Consider the following 18,105-nt stretch of genomic DNA (forward strand, 5'->3'; position numbering starts at 1 on the left):
CTCCTTGTTGAGAAGTAGATTACCATACTTTTTTATTAGTGGGATAGTTTCATGGCTATTAATAGCTGCATACCATCATTACCAATAGTTTCAGCTAATTTATATCGAGCAGTTACCCCTTTGGGTAAACGGTACTCTTCTAGAGCACGTCCGTAACGTTCAAACCACTCATGGGGAACCCAAGAGCGCAACCATTCTGGGACGACTGTTGCCACTGCGTTTAATGCTGCACGCAAAGTTTCGGCTACGCTTTCCAAGCGATTCAAATTGCGAATTGCTGCCAATACATGGGTTGAATCGGTGCGCTGTTTTCCTTTGTCTTTAATAATTCCTTTTCTTTAAATTGCTTTAACAAGATATCCAGTAATTTCTGTTCGGCACTTCCAGAAATTAATCGGATTCTGAATTCGCAGAGTACACTAAAATCAAAGCCTGGGTCTGTTAATTCTAAGGAAAGCGCATACTTCCAATCAATTCGGCTGCGAACTGCATAACTAGGCTTGTCTGTCAGTTATATCCTCGATATATTGCATAACGCAGACCAAAGCTAACCGCCAAGGACTAAAAGCGGGTTGCCCAAGTGTTGGAAACAGTGCTTCAAAATCTTGGTCGTTGTAGAGAGTACCGATTTCATCCTTCATGGTCATGTAGAGATTGCCTTTTGGGAAAGCGGCACGAGCCACACGCACTGTTTCTTCTGGGATGGGGTCTATGGCTTGCAGTTGAATCACTCAATTTCTCCTTCACCGCAGGTGATGGTAGATGCTTGTTGATTAACATCATCCCATTTTCCTCAACGTCTGCTCGCTTTAGCATTTGTAGGGTTTTCAAATGTGAAGAAATATTTCGCCAACAGCATCCATTGATACTCACGCCCCTATACCACACTCAAAAATCCAATCATTATTTAAATTACTACAAAAGGGGGCGGTGAAGGGGCTGCCGTCGGCAACCCCTTCACCACCCACTTAAAATGATTATCATTATTGATAAGGGCATAATTTATTTTTTGGAAGTCCCTATAAGTCAACTGCAACAATTCAACAGCATATCGCTAAAATAACTACGATACAATTGACAGCGTGGCTCTACTTGATTACTCAAAAGCTTTACCAAACCCATACTTTGTAACTGATAGGCTGATATCGTTTCCAATCGCACTGGCTTGGTAGAAGTAACCACTGTTTGAAATGCTGCCATGAGTTTTGGTTCTTGTTGCAAACTCAACCAATATTCTCGCAAATGATGACGATAAATTCCTGCATCTGTTGTGGCTTCTGCTAACAATTGCTCAAGACTAACATCGGGATAATTTTTGAGGTGAGAAAATGCCTGCTGTAACAGATAAGGATGACCACCTACCAATTGCATTAAGGGGTCTACCAAAGATGAATCTTCTACTAATCCATATTGTTGGGCAAATATCTGCACCTGCTCTTTAGTTAATTCTGGTAACTCAATGGGTAAGCCGACATTAAAAGGCGATTGATTAATATTCAAGCGGATATAAACGTCGGTAGCATGAGCGATCGCTAGCCGTACCTTTTTCCAATTTTCGCGGCTTCTGGCTTTTTCATACCAAGAGCGCAACAATCCAAAAAAGTCCTCGTAAACTTCAGGATAAGGGAAAAGCACGTCCACATCATCTAGGAATAGAACTAAAGGACTGTCATTGGCAGTCAAGAGATATTCTTCTAAATAAGTTGTGCAACTTACCTTTGCACCCATACCTTCTTCATCCCAATAGCTATCTAACTGATTGGGTAAGCCGAGTTCTCGGCTCAGATTTAGACAAAACCAACGCAAAAATTTATTCAAGTTGGTGAAGTGAGTTTTTCGATCTGCCATCTCCAAACTTAAATTGACTGTGCGATACCCCTGCTTTGCCACTTTCACTAATACTCGTTCCATCAAAGAGGTTTTACCCATTAACTTAGGTGCTTTGATCCGAATCAGAGAACCAGGTTGCAAGAGAGTTTCATAACAGAGAAATTCAATCCCAAAACGCTCCACATATAATTCTGAAGCTGGAAAGTTGTGTTTAGTTTGGCTTAAGTATGGAGGAGCAGTAGCTTCAAAGGGCTTGCTGTTGTGCTGTTGATTATTAACAATTGTTGATTCTGAGCTTTCTAAGCAATATTCAGGTGTTAATTGCTTTGACCAATATCGTTTTAGTGCTTCTTTAAAATTACTTTTTTTGACTTTTTCTCCTAATGCATTTGTCAACAAATTCCAAAGCTTAGGCGCAATATCTTGACTGATATAACTTGTTGCGTACTGGTTTTTAGCCGCAATTTTGTCATATTCTTCTCGTTCCCAAGCTCCTTTAAGTATAATTATTTCAATATCACTTAAGCTTCTATAAAAATTTGCCAAGACTACTTTGTTAGCAATTTTAATTGCCTCATCTAAGTTAAAAGCCATGACGCTCCGGAGTAAAAATTTCTCGAAAACTTAGTGCATAAATAATTGACGAAAAATATAATTTATGCATCAGACAATAAATTCAGATTTATCGTTGAAACTAATTTGTTTACTTATAAAAAGCAAAGTTAAAAATATCACTTAAATTTTTATCAATAGGCGTTTGACTTGTTTTCATCCTGCTGCTATCTTTGCAGGGCTTTTACTCAGCAGCAATCATCTCAATCACAAAGTTAAAAAGTTTGCCGTTCCTTACAACAAGGCAGTAAATATATTATAAATGTTGCTCAATCCAACTATTGTTAAAAATTAATTCATAAATACGGTTGTGGATTTTTAAATAACTGCAAGTTTTAATGTCAGTAACAAGACCTTTGAGCAAGTGAACCAAATTCGCATTAGATATAATATTGCACCAAATTACTTTTAATATTAGTTGTCTCATAGGCTCTGAAACTCATAAAACTCATCCCATAACTCATAGTAAAACTCACGAAAAATAACATCCATAAATAGGAATGTCAGTAGACCGAAAACTTTTGGAAGTTGACGAAAGAATGAGGGTTTCAGCCGTCGTTTTGGGGACTGGCAATCATGGCCAGTTGCGTAGCTTGCCGCCGAAGGCATGGAGATGTTGAGCGGTACTGAACCATACTTAAGATTTCGGTTCATAAGAATTAATAAATTGACCCACATTTCACACAGATGTAATTTTGCTTACCTCTTTGTTTACTATTTTTGCGAATGCGGATTAATGCACATCTTGGACATTCCATAGCAATCGCACTAATTCATATTTTGATTCTGCAACGCCAAATGCTGCTCTTTTTTCCTAAAAAATCGCCGATACAATTCACAACTTGCGATCGCTTCAGATCCAGAAAGTTTAATCAACCCCATACTGCTTAACTTGTGAGAAAGGATGGGATCTAAGAGAATAGCTTCATTGGCATTCAGAACCTTATCAAAAGCTTGTGCTAACTCAGGCTGTTTTTGCAAGGTTGCCCAGTGACGCTGCAAGTGATTTGAATAAATTTTGCTAGCAGTGGGAGCAGTTTCTACCAGTTGCGACAGAGTTATCTCCTTTCGACTCAGATGATACAGAGCTAAATCTACTAGTGCCGGATGTCCCCCGACCATTGCCATTAATTGTCTAGCTCCTTCTCCATCTGTCCAATTGAGTCCATAGCGTTGGGCTAACTGTTGTACCTCTTCTTGGCTAAAGTTGTCTAACTGAATCGGTAACCCTACATTGAAAGGAGACTGATTAAGTTCAAGAGGAACATAAATATCTGTTGAGTGAACCACGAGTAGACGAAGCTTTTGCCAAATGGGCAGTCTTTTCGCTTCTTCGTGCCAAGAACGCAACAGAGGTAGAAAATCCTTCGCTACTTGGGGATGCTCGAAAATATGGTTCACTTCATCCAACGCCAAGATCAAGGGAGTATTAATTGACTTTAGTAGATATTCTTGAAAGTAGACGGTGCAGCTAACTTTACTTCCCAAATCTTCATCCCAATACTCGTCTAACATTGGTTGAAGCTGAAGCTGGCGGGCGATATTGGCACACAACCAGCGCAAAAGTTGATTCAAGTCGCTCAGAATTATCTGCTCGACTTGTTCTAGATTCAAGCTGATAGTGCAGTAACCCTGGTACTTCGCATAGTCAAGAATCCTCAGCAGCAGTGAAGTTTTGCCCATTTCTCTGGGAGCTTTGATCCTGATTAACGCTCCTGGTTTCTTAATTTCTTGATAGATTTGCTCCTCAAGGTAAGAACGTTTGAGGTAAAAGGGAGAGGCGAGAGTAACTGAGCCGCTGGGGTAGCAAGGTGACGTATCCTGATTAACTGTGGGGGGAAATTGCCTCAGGTCTTGTTTCAAAAGTTTTGTATTTGGAGCTGCTTCAATGATGGCATAAGATTCCAGCAGCACCTGACAGTTTTTCTTGGTCACGCGCTGGCCAATGACCTCAGAGAGTCGCCCAAACAACTCTGGGGCAACAACATTGGTAAAGTAACCAGGACTATAACCTGCCTCTATAGCTATTTGGTTATAAGTTTTATACTGCCAAATCCCACGCAAAACCAGATTTTCTGTGGAATTAAGGGGGCGATTGTGGCTCTCAATTAGCAGGCGATCAACAATCTCAAACAGACTATCAAGGTTCATAGAGATTACAGACAAATGCTACTAATAAAGATAGCAGAAGTTACGCAAGTAACACAATATCTGCCATTTATTAGTACAAAAGTATTGTTTAGACAAATTAAATTATCCAGAAGGATAGACCTCTTCTTTCACTTTCCAGATAAAACAAAAGTTTTCGTAAATCAAACAAAAATAGATTCATAAATACGGTTCTGAACTCTCAAATTTCCCTGTTGCTTGACTACTAGCCCTGACAAAAGTAATTCTCTTTCCTCTGAACTATCAACTGCAATAATCTCTCCTTGATGCAAAATTTGACGGTAGAGTTCTAGTAGCTGAACGGATTGTTTACTTTTGAGTAAGCGATCGCGGATGGTTCTAAAATGCTCTGGTTCATCCTGTGATTCCCAATTCTCTATTACCTGAGTTTGCACCAAATTTTCAATCCATTCGGTTTCTCTATTGATAGGGATAGGAGATGAAGAATTGCGGATAAATTTACAGAGCTTTTGAGTCAAAAATGGCTGGCCATTAGTCCAGGCTAAGACTTCTTTTAAAACTGTTTGAGGATTGCTCACTTTCTCGGTCAATCCTTGAAGTAAAGGTTGCGCTTCATGCTCTTTAAACCCTTCTAATTGAATGGTCTGACCGATGTTAAAAGGCGTTCTTTGGTGGTCAGTAATTAAGTCACCAGGGGTAGCTACTCCAAAAAGAGCAAAGGTTAAACGTCGATACTCTGGATTAATACTGCGCTGATTATAGCAGGAACGAATCAGCGCAAAAAAGTCATTAACTGGGAATTTTAAACTTAAGAAGCTATCAATTTCATCGATAAAAATTATTAACTTTTTAGGTATAGTATCATTTTCTTGAGCAACTTCAACTAGCAAAACTTCTTCAATAAATTGACTCAACCTCTGAACCGGAGAAATATCTCCTTGCTCTTGCCACCAAGTTTTTAGATTAACCTTTCTTAACAAACCAAAACTTCGCCATAGCTCTACTGTTAAACCTTTGTACCATTGGTCAGGCGTGACGTTTTCGCTACCAATACGGGTGAGATCGATTGCCCCGCAGCTAAATCCCTCATGCCGGAGGTGATGTATCATGCGTACCATCAGACTTGACTTGCCCATCTGCCGAGGATTGAGAATGTAACAAAATTCCCCGCGCTTCAATGCCTTGTAGAGATAACGGTCTGCTAAACGCACAACATAAGTAGGAGCATCCATCGGCAAACTTCCTCCCACTTGATAGTCAAAGGTAGAAGGTTGTTCACCACTTTTGAGTAACTCGTTTTCAAAGAGTAGTTCGGCTTGGGTGGCTTTGAGAATTTCTAGAGTTTGTGAGAGTTCTTGAGTGCGCTCGTCTACTCTCATCTCTAGATTTCGGTTATAATCTTCTAACTGTCCGTAGAGACGGGCATTTTCAATGGAGATAGCAGCTTGAGCCGAAAGAATTCTTAAAACTTCAATGCGATCGCTGGTAAATGCATCTGTGGTTAAATTGTTTTCTAGATATAAAATACCGCTTAGTTTGCCTTGATTTAACAAAGGAGTACAGAGAATCGATTTTGGTTGAGTGGCGACGATGTAGGGATCGCGGATAAACTGTTCTTCTTCGGTAGCGTTATTAAGAACTACATTTTCTTGAGTACGGACAACATAATTAATGATCGCAACTGATAGAATAGGTGTCTGAGAATCGCCATCTACAGAGTCAATGGGAAGCGATCGCAGTAGAGTAACGTCATCAGAATCTACTGTCCCTTCAGCTTCGATCACCCATTTATGATCTTTTTCCAGTATCAGAAAGCCTTTTTGGGCACCTCCATTTTCAATTACAGTTTTCATTAACTTAGCCAGCAGTTGGTCTAGTTTAATTTCGCTAGCTAATACTTGAGAGGCTTTGGTAACTGTCATCAGATCGAGTGCTTGGGGATTTGTACCACCAGTAGATTCAGTTGTATTAATGCTTTGGTTTTCTTTTCGGTTGTTTATATCCATTAGAAACTGTGGATACTCTAATTCTAAAGCTTGAACTTTGGCTTTTGCACCCCAATGAGAATAACAATAATGGGCATTTCTTAAGTATAGTCTTCCTATTTCTTCTCTACCAAGAAAAAGATAAAATTCTGCTGCGCGTTCGTAAGTTATGGCTTCTTCGTGAATAAATTCAGCTTTTTTAGCACCTTGAATTGCTTGTTCATAAAGTTCTTGAGCTTGCCAATTTTGTCCTAAAACTCGCGCTTTCTCTGCTTCTACTAAATCGTATTTATTTTGAAAATTGGCGGGGCAATGACCAGTCCATATTTTCATATCCTCTTGATTTTTTTTTACTTGCTCTAATATTTGTTTTTGCTCCTCTGGAGTACAATTACGAAAATGGGAAAGATAAGAAAGAGAAAAGTAAAAATTATGCTGAGGTGCAGGTAAATATGCAGCACAAACTTTTATAAATTCTTTTGTTTTAATTCCGGAGTCAACAGCCTGCTTATAATCTTTAAAAAAATAGCAGCAAAATGTTTTGCAAAAATAGGTTATAAAGAGTAACCATTCATTATTTTCTTGATGCCAGTGTTCTAAATCTTTATTTTCTTGGCTTTGGGAATTACTGACGACTAAAAAGTATTTATTGTGTTCAACTGTTAAATTAATTAAACTATTTTGTAGTATCTTGATATATATGAAACAAAACTTCTGTTTTAATTTGTTAATTAAAATAGAATATTTTATATAGTCTTGAGCGACCTCTTCCAATTTATCCCCTCTAAAAAACTTAATTAAGCAATAGCTTATAATTCCATAACAAGCAAATTCATAATTCCCTGTATCTATACCTCTTTGAAAGCCATTTAACAAACTTTCCTGCGCTACTCGCTCTCTAAGCGACCACTTCCAGTGCCCTATGTGTCCATAATGTAAGTGCGTAACTAAAGCTTCTAGTTGAACACTCTTGAATTTACTCAACAAATTGATAGACAATTGACCAAATTCATACCCCAAATTAATATCTTTTGTAGAGCTACAAAGAATCATTCCATAAAAACTGTAAGTACATGCAGCTTGATAAGGATTACCGTATTTAATACAGATGTTAAGCTGAATTAATAAAACTAAAACAAACAAAGGAAAATTTGTAGTAAGTAGAGAAGATAGGATTTGTTGTAGTATTAGTATAGCTCCTATTTTATATGAATTGCTCATAGGGAAAAGGTCGGCTAAATCTTCAATTCTTTTGTTATGTAAAATAATTTCTAAATGTTTTTTTTCTTGAGCAATTTTTTTTCTATTTCATCTGCCTCTTGAGGAATATTTATTCCTAGTTCTGCTAGTGCAATAATTGCAACCTTTATTGCTTTATTTGGTTGAAATTTAGCATAATAACACAATATTATTATCTGATATACTTTAACTTTATGAATAATATGTTTTACTTTTTGCAGAACAATTTCTGATAGTTTTTCAACTCGATTGAAGTTGGTGTTTAAATAAAGGCACTCTATGGTTTGTATATAAATTTCTAAAGTTAATTCATACTGATAATCCCAGCTATTTTGCGTCAACATTTTTAACCCAATCTCTAAATAATTTAAAGCTACCTGATAAGCTGTTGAGGCTTTTGCTTTTTTACCAGCTTGAAGATTTAATTTAGCTAAATTATCTCTTTCAGATTGCTTTACAATTAATTCATATCCTTCATTTAGTTGGTTGACAATCTCAAAAATATTTTCCTCTAATTCATTTATTTGAGTATTTTTCAGTAAAAGACGACCTATTTGCAGATGAATTGCTTTTTTTTCTTCTTCTGAAATCAAAGCATAGGCAGCTTGCTGAACTCTGTCATGTAAAAATTTATAGGGAATATATTCAAGAATTTTGGGAATAAAAATATCAGATATTTCTGAAGTATCTTTTGAACTTTCTTGCTGATTCCAAAGTAGAGCTATTTTATAGTCATTACTCAAAGGTAAAATCAAACCTTCCTCTAATGCTGGTTGAAGTTCTCTAGCTGTAGTTATTTGAGATTTTTTGTTGACAAGTGAGAGAACTTCTAAATTAAATTGGTTGCCAATACAGGCAGCTAATTGCAAAAGTTTCTGAGTTTTTTCATTTAGTTTGGAAATTTTGCTGATAATTAATTCAACTACATTATCAGTTATTCCTACTCTTTCAATTTCCTTAATATTCCACTGCCAATCATTTTTCTGATAGTCAAATGACAAAAGGTTTTCTTTGTATAGATATTGAAGTAATTGAGTTAATAAAAAAGGGTTTCCTTGAGTTTTATTGGTTACTAACTCTCCTAAAGATTTTGATTTTTCTGTGGAGCAATTTAATGTATCGCTAATTAATTGGTTGATATATTCGATTTCTAATGGTTGTAACGAGATATTATTAATCCTAGCACCTTCTTTTTTAATTTGCTCTAAGGTTTGTATCAAAGGATGAGTTGCATCAACTTCATTATCTCGGTAAGCTCCTATTATTAATAAATATTGGCTATTAGAATCAGTTATTAATAGCTCAATTAACTTCAAAGAAGCTAAATCTGCCCACTGTAGATCGTCAAGAAAAAGAACTAAAGGGTGTTCTTTTTTGCTAAAAACACCAACAAATCTTTGAAAGAATAAGTTAAATCGATTTTGAGCCTCAGTTGCTCCTAGTTGCTCAACTGGCTGCTGTTTGCCGATAATCTGTTCCAATTCAGGAATGACATCGATGATAACCTGAGCATTAGGATTCAAGGCTGCTAAAAGTTCTAGTTTCCAAGTTTGTAGTGCTGCTTCAGATTCAGTAAGTAACTGCCGTATTAAGTTTTGAAATGCTAAAGCGATCGCTGCATAAGGAATATCTCGCTGCAACTGGTCGAATTTTCCCTTAATAAAGTAGCCTCGCTGACGTAGTATCGGTTTGTGAACTTCATTAACCAAGGCAGATTTGCCAATTCCTGAATAACCAGAAACCAGTATTATCTCAATGCTACCTTGACTGACTCGCTCAAAAGTATTTAATAGTTGTGTAATTTCTTCTTCTCTACCATAAAGTTTTTCAGAAATGACAAAGCGATCGCAAATATCCTGAGTTGCTAAACAAAACTCGTCAATTTGCCCTAAACTCTCTAAGCGATTACGACAAATTTCCAAGTCGGCTTTGATTCCCCAAGTACTTTGGTATCGTTCTTCTGGGGCTTTTGCCAACAATTTCATCACAATGTCTGAAACGCCTTTAGGTATTAGTTGAGACGTTGAATTTAACGTTTCTATAAGTTCATGTGGGGGAACAGGTTGTTGAGCAATATGACAATGAACTAATTCTATAGAGTCGGTAGTTGTAAAAGGTAGTTGATTAGTTAGCAATTCGTAGAAGGAAGCACCCAAAGAATAAAAATCACTGCGGTAATCTATCCCTCGGTTCATTCTTCCGGTTTGCTCTGGAGCAATATAAGCCAAAGTTCCTTCTAAGCGATCAATATTACCAACTGTCTGATTTTCTCGTGATAAACAGGTGGAAATACCGAAATCGATGATTTTGAGTTGTTCGGTTTCTAGGTTATAAACGATATTAGAGAGATTAATGTCTTTGTGGATAATATTGGCAGCGTGAATAGCCCCCAAACTCTCAGTAGTTTTGATGGCAATAGAGTAAAATTCTTTGAGAGTAAATTGGCGTTTGAGCATTAATAATTTTAAAGATTCACCGCCAAAGTCTTCTAAAAAAATGACTAGACTATTTTCATATCGCTGCAAATTGTATGCTTTAATAACTCCATCGGCATTTAAGGAGCGGGTGACTTTATATTCCTGCTTGTATCGAGTTAGTTCTGAGGGAGTTGGGTAGTTTTCTTTGAGAATCTTTAAAATAATAGGTTTATTTTCAGCCTTGAGAATGGCTCGATAGACAGATGAATTAGCACTTTCATAGATTTTTTGAATAATTTGATAGTCTTTCATAGTGTTCGTGAGGAAATTCTTCTAATTACAATTCTTATCGTTTTTCCTTGCCAATTCTAAAGTTTCTGGATTTTTTTTAATTTTACGTTTTTACCTTGGAGTCAGTTTTCTGATAAATCTCAGTTACCATAGTGGTAATAACTTGAAGCCTATTTTTAGAAGCTCTGCTAATAACCTGTGACTTCCACATATCGCAGTTTTTACAAGCCAACCTATTATCTAACTGATTAAGGATTAAATCTCGTCTAAGCTGATTAAATAAATTTCCACTCCAAATATCTTGCAAAGTTTGTTTATTGTAATCTCCTATACTAGCAATATCCTTATCAAAACCAAGTCTAAATAAGGTTTCAATGCAGTAGTATATTCTGCCGTCAGGTAAAACAGCCATTTCTATAAAGGGAAACAGGCAAGCCCATCTCCCTTGCGCTTTTTGAATATAATGTTTGAGCGAATCTTGCAGAGCGTCGTTAATCTGGCTAAGACGCATATTAGTTTCTTTGTATTCAGCTAAGTTCAAAACAAAAACACTATCTGCTTTTGCTAACCAACGTTCTCGAAATTTTTCTTCTTCTTCGATAGTTACATCTTGATTTCTGACAAATGATGTCCTCACCTCACAGGGAATTCTCAAGCGATCGCGCAGTCGCAGAAAATTGATAACATTAGATTCGACTCGGTTGAGATTAGCACCTCTAACTCTTAAGTAAGTATCTGGCTCAACAGCATCGATGCTAATATCAATACTGGTTAGACCTGCTTTTAATAATGCGATGGCTCGACTTTCATCTAGCAGTTGACCGTTGGTAGTTATATGAACTTTGGGAACTCCTTGTTGTCTACAAAGTCGGACAAAATCTATAATCTTAGGGTGAAGCAATGGCTCCTCCACACTGCCAATTAAGATCGTAATTCCCTGTTCCCCACATTCTTTTGCTAGTTTTTCCATCATCTCCCAGGACATTGCATTATTACCTGTGAAGAAATCTGTTGTATGTGTTGGCTTGAGCAAAGAACCATGATATGGACACATCACGCATTTGAGATTACAGGTATTTCCGACAATTGCCCTAACATAAGAAGGTTTTACAGCCGTGCCATAATAGTCCGCAAAGTAATGTAACTGTTCGTCAGGATCGGTTTGTGAAATAATAGTCAAGGGTGTTGGAATGCCGAAAACTCCCTGATTCTTACTTTCAAATTCTTGCAATAACTGACTCCAGATTTTACTTAATTCCTGGGGATACAAATAGGCTAGGGTTGGATAGGTTGGTAAACCTAATTCTGATGAAACAGGTAGGGTAGGTCTGAAAGCAACTGCTTTTTTTCCAGATTTTACTGCTGCTACGAGTCTTTCTACACTTTTTGAGTGTAAAGTAATACCATGAGGTGGTACTTCCAGTACCATATCTGACATTTGCCAATTGTCTCGGATTTTAGTTTGTAAAAGCTTTTCAGTATCTTTGATAGTCATATTTTTTCTACATGATTTAGGTAGCACCAATAAATTAAAAAACCACCCTTGTTTTGGTAATGGGTGGAGTCTTTAGCTAGTGATCGTCATTACATTAACTAGTGCTATAGCAATCCTAAATCATTCGTGAGAGACAAAATCGCTGAAATGCCTATAAATACGTACTTTTAATTTCCCTATTTTCTCACGTTTCAATTCGGATTGCTATAGTTAGTATGTAAGGACTGGAAGGAAGACCATTAGGATCGATGTTGTCATCATAATATCGCCATATATAGCTAATAATTTGAGAAATTTGTTTGCCTTGCTGCCACATTCGGTTTTTAAGTTGTTCACCTAAATTTAGCTCTTTTTTTCTACTGGAAAAACTGCATTATTCAAATTTTGAATTGCCATTATTTTCTCCTTAATTTAGATGATTGATGTCTGATTATTTCTTTAAGACCTAGCTATAAGTTCAACAAGTCTAGAATACCTTGCTTATCTTAATTTAAGAACAACTTGTAGGAATATAAGGGTTTTTCGCAAAATACTCATTTTCTTCTCTGTTAGCGATCCAACTTTCCAACTCATCTGAAGTAACCGTTACTTCCCCAATTTTAGGGCACGGAGGATAGGGAATGCTAAACTTCAACAATTCAGGGGCATTTTTAGTGGGGTCATCGATTGACCCTTGGAAGGAGTTTATATTAACCCAAAACAAATAACCAAGATGTTGATCTTCCGATTCTCCGAGTTCAAATTTATTGAACATAGGAAACAACAAATTATTGAATGGAGGATCTAGCTCATTATCTTTAAAGAAAACAGCTTTCAATAACTTGTCTTCTTCTGATAGATTGTCTATTTTTCTAGGATTGGCTCCCAACAATTTCTTCAATCTATCATCTAAATGTTGAGTGTCTTCAGTAGGATTTGTAAAATATTTTTTTAACTTGTTAGCAACCTCTTTTTGCGGGGTTTCATCAGTATCAGCCCACCGCCATATATAGGCAATAATTTGAGAAATTTGTTTAGCTTGTTGATAAAGTCGCTTTATATAAAAGGTTGGAGCAGCATCTAGAAACGCATCTTCTAAATTTTGGTATAATTCTTTTCGTTTTTCCTTAGGATCTTGTTGTGAAAGGTTGAATAACTTAGGTACATAGCTTTTTAAAAGGCGATCTGCTACTTTACTTATCTTTTCACTTTTATGAAATAAATCTCTAGTTCCAAACATGATTTTTTTCTCCTATTTATAAAATTATGAGAAATTTCAAGACAAATTGTAAAAGCGGCAAGGATTATCCCAAAGAATCTTTTGCACAGTTTCTTTCGATAATTTTTCCTCAAGCTTTACCATGTCTCCAACAATGTTCGGCTTATGATCCATATGGGGATAGTCCGAACCAAAGATTAAATTGTCCGTGCCAATATATTCGATCGCCTGAGCCAGTAATGGTTCTGAAGGCTCTATGGCAATAAAGCACTGGCGACGAAAATACTCTGATGGCTTGATTTTAACATTATCATGAATTGTATCCTCCCAAGCTAAATTTTCATACTCTTCATCTAGTCGCCATAGCCAATAAGGAAGCCAGCCACAACCGGACTCCAGAAAAGCCACTTTAAGTTTTGGATGACGTTCTAACACCCCTCCTTCAATCAAGGCTAATAAAGCCATCATCTGTTCCATCGGATGAGAACAAGCATGGGTAGCAAAACGAGTGTTAAACCTTTCTGTTCCAGTAGTTGGCAAACGACTGTGAGTCCCTTCGTGAATGCCTACTGCTATTCCTAGTCGCTCGCATTCTGTCCAAAAAGGCTCGTAAACGGAGTCGCTCAATAGTCTTCCTTTGACGGGATTAGGGCGTAAAAAAACCGCTTTCCAGCCAAAATCGACAATTATATGCAATTCATGCACCATTGACTCTGGCGCGTGCAGGTTAATTGCTCCTACCCCCTTTAACCTATCTGGAGCGTAACTGCAAAAGTCTTTTAACCAATTGTTGTAAGCACGGGTAAAAGCGCCAGCAACTTCTGGTTGCATAGTATCAATCGCCCAAACCCACAATCCATAAGTTGGATAAAGGAATGCCACATCGATCCCCATCAGCACCATCTCTTGAACGTGAGACTCAACATTGTAGCTTTGGAAATAAGCATTAGGATGAGCTTGCATCATTTGCTTATTCGCCTTATCTCGAACTTGCCTAGAGACTTTTTTTACAATGTCTTCCCCTTGAATTTTCATTTCTGCTGAGGGAGCAAACTGTTTAAATTCTGGTTCGAGATATTCAGCCCACATACTGGGAGGTTCAATAACGTGGGAATCCGCATCAATAATCGAATATCCGTTTAACATGATCTGTTTAGCCGAGGTCAACCTTGGTCTACCGGAAGAACAATGGTTAATCCACTGTGTCCGCTTTGCTCCTAATTGCCCATCACAAAATCCGATTGAAGATATCTGGTTACAAGCAAAAACTTGGGTGCGACGTTTTTGTGCCTTGCTTCCAACATTCTCACATTTAAAGTGGATGTTTGAGTGGTTTATCCGAAACACTACCTTTGATTTTATGTCTCTCCAGATGTACGGAGTTTTTTCAGAAATCAAATTATAGTCCTATAGGTGCAAGATATGAGCTTGAGAACTTACGTACATAGAAGGTATAATCAAAATTTTAAATTGCTATACGCTGTCGCACTCTCTGACAAACTGCGTTGCGTCTACGCAATGACGTCATAGCTTTATGATACGTAAGTCCTTTTTGCTTAACTTGTTATTTATTGACTCGTGAGGTTAAGGTACTTGAAAGAAAGGGAGGGAAAAATAGGCTCACCTAGTCAAGATATATGTTGTTTTCAGATGCAATAACTAAAGCCTTTTCACCTCGAATGCTAGAATTACCCCCTAGTGTACCTTTATTATTAAAGTCATTATTCCAAGAAAACTTAATATGGTCTCCATTTTGAAAGATATAGATTCTGTTTGAAGACCACTCTAACAAAATGGATTTCCACATAGCACCTGGGTTCGTTACCCAAGGAATCCACATATCTCCGTTCCATCCAGATCCTTGACCTACAGAAAAGGTCTGCTGAGTGTTTTCACCATTCCTGACAGTAACGGGAACTAACAGATGATTTGTGATTGTTTTGATATTTGTTACGTCCGACATGAGTTTGTTTCCTTGTGTTTGTTTTTGGAAAATAGGATTTGAACAATTTGGTATTGAAGGGTAGTTAAAGTTCAGTATGACCCTTTAGTGAAGTCAGGAAATCTAGCATTCCACTTGTCTGGTGATTGAAAATATCATTCGCATGCCTATTAAACTCTCGTACAATTAACGCCGCCCTTCTACTAGTAAGAGCGAAATTAGCTCTATCTGTATCGGTAACGTCAACGTAACTCAAAATATTCAAGATTGTTTCAGGAGGTAAGTCAAGAAGGTTCGGAGGTATAGGCATAAATTATTTGTCTTTGTCCTTATTGTCAGTGAAACTTCTCTATTTGGAGTTTGCACAATTTGTTTGAACACTAAGGTGTGTTTGCTTAATTAATATGATAAACAAATGTCTCGTTTGTGAAACTCATAAAACTCATCTTACGAACTCATATAAAAACTCATGAAAAATAACATCATTCAGTAAGGAGAACCTCACATCCACATAGGAAAAGAGTTGAGTTGCTCTTGTGTCAGGGGTTCTTGCAACCAACCCATTTTCACCGGAACTTCATAAAGCCGTCCAGGCGCTAACCTTTTCCACATATGGCGCATTCCCGGAACGATGACTTTGGCAACTCTCAGTCCAATATCGGGACGAGTCTGATCTAAAACCAGCATTTCTAAACCATTGTTCTCAACGATTTGTTGACAGAGCTTGACATCTTCGAGTAAATCGTCACTTGCAACTTCGTGATAATCGCCACTGACTTTAGCAGCAATTCTATGGCTTGGAACTAAATAAGGTTGATCGCTTAAAGTTGCGGTTTTCCACCAATCTACCGCTAAGCGATCGGCTGATGGAGGATATTGAGTACTTCCATCAGCTTTGGCAAATAAAACATTAGGTAAAATTTGGTTAGCTTCAGTCAAGGCTCGACTAATAGCAATCTTGGCATCGAAATGAGCGCCATAACCCAAAACAATATCTTCTACAGAGCGATCGCTTCTTCGAGTCACAGCAGCAAACACAGGAATATTCAGATCGCTGGTAATATCTAAAACCCAAAGTTCCCGATTAATAGTTTGATAATATTGCTTCAGGCTTTGAAAATAAGGCTCGTCGAAACTATCTAAATCCACTTGCGGCTTTTGCAAAGAGTTATACCACCATAAGGCGACAGCATCTCGCTCTACTAACTCCATAAAACCTTGCAGAATTGCTTCTTCAAGAGTATTACCCGCCGCACACCCATTAGAATCAGCCCAACAGTCGGGTTTATAGTCCGGTCGATAGCCATAATAACAGTAAGCCGTTGGCAGATACTTAAACTCCTGATGGGTTAAAGACCAAACAGGAGTCCAGTCAATTTTTCTTTGTTCATCAAAAGGTTCAGGGACTTTTTGAAACCAGCCTTGACACTCAATATTCCATTGCTCTCTATTCTGATATTGCTGTTGGCTGAAGTTCATACAAACATTGGGATGCATCGCCTTGTCCCCCATTTGTTGGTAACTGGCTTTTTCTCGAATTTCATACCCTTGAAACACCCCAGAATATCGCTCGATCGCTTCGCAAAAACCACTAGCCATCGCTTGAGAGTCAGTCCTACCTTTCCCCGCACTTCTACCCCCCAAATTTTGGCGCAAACTAGCGCAATCGTCGAAAACACTGAGAAAATGATGTTTGGCTATGTAATTATGAGTTAATCCATTCCCAGGAATTTTATTTAGTTCTCGCACAACCCCAGTAATGGGGCTGATATGATGTTGATATTTCCTGAGAGTTTCTTGTGGCGAACAAATACGGTGTCCTCCATCGACAGTAAAGGTTTTCTGGCGGTGTTCTAAAACAACAGGTAGGGGGTTGTTAGTTAACCCATTTACCATCTCTCCACAGCTAGAACATTGAGGACGCTTCACCCAGCTATGATTTTGAGTTTGCAGTGCGATCGCATCGTAAGCAATCAAATTGCTTTCTAATTGTTTATTTTCCCCTTGGACAATCCACTTAAATACCTCTGTAGCTGTCATTCCTAAAGCAGTTTGTACTGTAGATGGCAAAAATCCTAAAGGAGGAGTTAAAGGGGAAGATATTTGCTTCTGTCTCTCAATAAACCCTTCAATCGGTCTATTCTCTCGCAAACGCTGGGCTAAACAGTTCCAACAACCAGTTTTCTGAGGATTAAATAAAGGGCCAATCCAGACTATTGTCCCTAACGGCTTAACAAGTATCCAAGGAGTTTGGGATTTTAAGGCTTGTTGATTGAACTTATCTAGCTCAGGATTGAGATAATCATCGGTTAAAACTACTGTCAAATCACTTTTGTCTGCTACTTGAATTTGGAGAGACTCAAGCACAGCAATCAAGTCAGATGCAGCAACCGAACCTAATGCTTTTACTGCTACTTTAGTCGATCGCAATCTTTGATGGGCTACTGTGGGAGCAATATTAAGATGATGACAGAAGATGTCTAAGTGCGATGCCAGAGAGTTATCTTCTTGAAGAATATAGCCCTTTTGTTGCATTTGTAATAAAGCATATTGGGCTTGAATACTCACATTGAGAACTTCTTGGAAAAAAGTAGTAGCTGACTGTAAAGATTTTGGGTCTTGCAGTAGCGACTGTTGAATGGTATCAATAATTTCGTCAATATTGCGATCGCCATCGATGAAAGTAGCTAAAGTATGAGAAAGATGATCGTTTAACCAGACTTTTTCTCTTTCTGACAAAAAAAAGATATTGTCTGCTTCTATAGTTTGAACAGAATAACTAGGATTGAATTGGATTTTAAGTTCCATTGAGCTTTATTAATTGTTTGTTTACTAATTAAAGTGTAATTTTAGTAGAGTTAACTTGTAGTTAATTTTTATTGATTTTATTATTTTCTTTAAAATATGTTTAAATGTATTTAGTAAATTTATAAATCAAGTTTTGGCATAATTAATGATAGTTGATA

At 37.5% G+C, this 18,105-nt stretch carries 14 protein-coding genes and 1 pseudogene; 1 reads left to right on the forward strand and 14 read right to left on the reverse strand.

The annotated features are described in order from the left end of the window. Positions 1-35 precede the first annotated feature (35 nt). The 11 genes from ACFE90_RS23595 to ACFE90_RS23645 all read right to left on the reverse strand — a co-directional run bounded on the left by ACFE90_RS23595 (position 36) and on the right by ACFE90_RS23645 (position 14,343). Complete coding sequence (locus ACFE90_RS23595; RefSeq protein ID WP_375504856.1) at positions 36-266, reverse strand: hypothetical protein; 231 nt, start codon at positions 264-266, stop codon at positions 36-38. After that, the gene (locus ACFE90_RS23600) at positions 263-511 is read right to left on the reverse strand and encodes a transposase (RefSeq protein WP_375504883.1); all 249 of its coding nucleotides are present in this window, start codon (positions 509-511) and stop codon (positions 263-265) included. The genes ACFE90_RS23595 and ACFE90_RS23600 overlap by 4 nt, the downstream gene beginning before the upstream one ends. After that, positions 495-731, reverse strand: coding sequence for a hypothetical protein (locus ACFE90_RS23605; RefSeq protein ID WP_375504858.1), 237 nt, complete (start codon positions 729-731; stop codon positions 495-497). Before ACFE90_RS23605 ends, ACFE90_RS23600 begins: the two co-directional genes overlap by 17 nt. Positions 732-1,026: 295 nt before the next feature. Continuing rightward, entirely contained in the window at positions 1,027-2,424 is a 1,398-nt protein-coding gene (locus ACFE90_RS23610) for an AAA-like domain-containing protein (RefSeq protein ID WP_375504860.1), read from the reverse strand. Positions 2,425-2,865: 441 nt separating this feature from the next. Continuing rightward, positions 2,866-3,096 carry a hypothetical protein gene (locus ACFE90_RS23615; RefSeq protein WP_375504862.1) on the reverse strand — a complete coding sequence of 77 codons (231 nt, stop codon included), beginning with the start codon at positions 3,094-3,096 and terminating at the stop codon, positions 2,866-2,868. A gap of 114 nt (positions 3,097-3,210) precedes the next feature. Beyond that, positions 3,211-4,593, reverse strand: a complete 1,383-nt coding sequence (locus ACFE90_RS23620) for an AAA-like domain-containing protein (protein ID WP_375504864.1) — start codon at positions 4,591-4,593, stop codon at positions 3,211-3,213. Positions 4,594-4,754: 161 nt separating this feature from the next. Then, positions 4,755-6,890 carry an AAA-like domain-containing protein gene (locus tag ACFE90_RS23625; RefSeq protein WP_375504866.1) on the reverse strand — a complete coding sequence of 712 codons (2,136 nt, stop codon included), beginning with the start codon at positions 6,888-6,890 and terminating at the stop codon, positions 4,755-4,757. A gap of 938 nt (positions 6,891-7,828) precedes the next feature. After that, positions 7,829-10,525 (reverse strand): AAA family ATPase, encoded by a 2,697-nt coding sequence (locus ACFE90_RS23630; RefSeq protein WP_375504868.1) that lies wholly within the window; start codon positions 10,523-10,525, stop codon positions 7,829-7,831. 82 nt (positions 10,526-10,607) lie between these two features. Next, a complete protein-coding gene (locus ACFE90_RS23635; protein ID WP_375504870.1) occupies positions 10,608-11,999 on the reverse strand; it encodes a radical SAM/SPASM domain-containing protein in 1,392 nt (463 codons plus the stop codon). Positions 12,000-12,489: 490 nt separating this feature from the next. Further along, complete coding sequence (locus ACFE90_RS23640) at positions 12,490-13,218, reverse strand: hypothetical protein (protein WP_375504872.1); 729 nt, start codon at positions 13,216-13,218, stop codon at positions 12,490-12,492. Positions 13,219-13,254: 36 nt separating this feature from the next. Next, positions 13,255-14,343 (reverse strand): amidohydrolase family protein, encoded by a 1,089-nt coding sequence (locus tag ACFE90_RS23645; RefSeq protein ID WP_375504874.1) that lies wholly within the window; start codon positions 14,341-14,343, stop codon positions 13,255-13,257. On the opposite strand from ACFE90_RS23645, the pseudogene ACFE90_RS23650 reads away from it, so the two are divergent. Further along, positions 14,300-14,602: pseudogene (locus ACFE90_RS23650) on the forward strand (IS630 family transposase); the annotation flags it as partial. The gene ACFE90_RS23645 and the pseudogene ACFE90_RS23650 overlap by 44 nt on opposite strands. Positions 14,603-14,821: 219 nt before the next feature. On the opposite strand, the gene ACFE90_RS23655 reads toward ACFE90_RS23650, so the two are convergent. The 3 genes from ACFE90_RS23655 to ACFE90_RS23665 all read right to left on the reverse strand — a co-directional run bounded on the left by ACFE90_RS23655 (position 14,822) and on the right by ACFE90_RS23665 (position 17,947). Beyond that, positions 14,822-15,160, reverse strand: coding sequence for a hypothetical protein (locus ACFE90_RS23655; RefSeq protein ID WP_375504876.1), 339 nt, complete (start codon positions 15,158-15,160; stop codon positions 14,822-14,824). Between the two features lie 64 nt (positions 15,161-15,224). After that, positions 15,225-15,449 (reverse strand): F-box protein, encoded by a 225-nt coding sequence (locus ACFE90_RS23660; RefSeq protein ID WP_375504878.1) that lies wholly within the window; start codon positions 15,447-15,449, stop codon positions 15,225-15,227. A 191-nt stretch (positions 15,450-15,640) separates the two neighbouring features. Then, entirely contained in the window at positions 15,641-17,947 is a 2,307-nt protein-coding gene (locus ACFE90_RS23665) for a TOMM precursor leader peptide-binding protein (RefSeq protein ID WP_375504881.1), read from the reverse strand. Between the last annotated feature and the right edge of the window lie 158 nt (positions 17,948-18,105).

It is taken from the genome of uncultured Nostoc sp., assembly GCF_964245445.1.
Taxonomy (GTDB): Bacteria; Cyanobacteriota; Cyanobacteriia; order Cyanobacteriales; family Nostocaceae; genus Nostoc.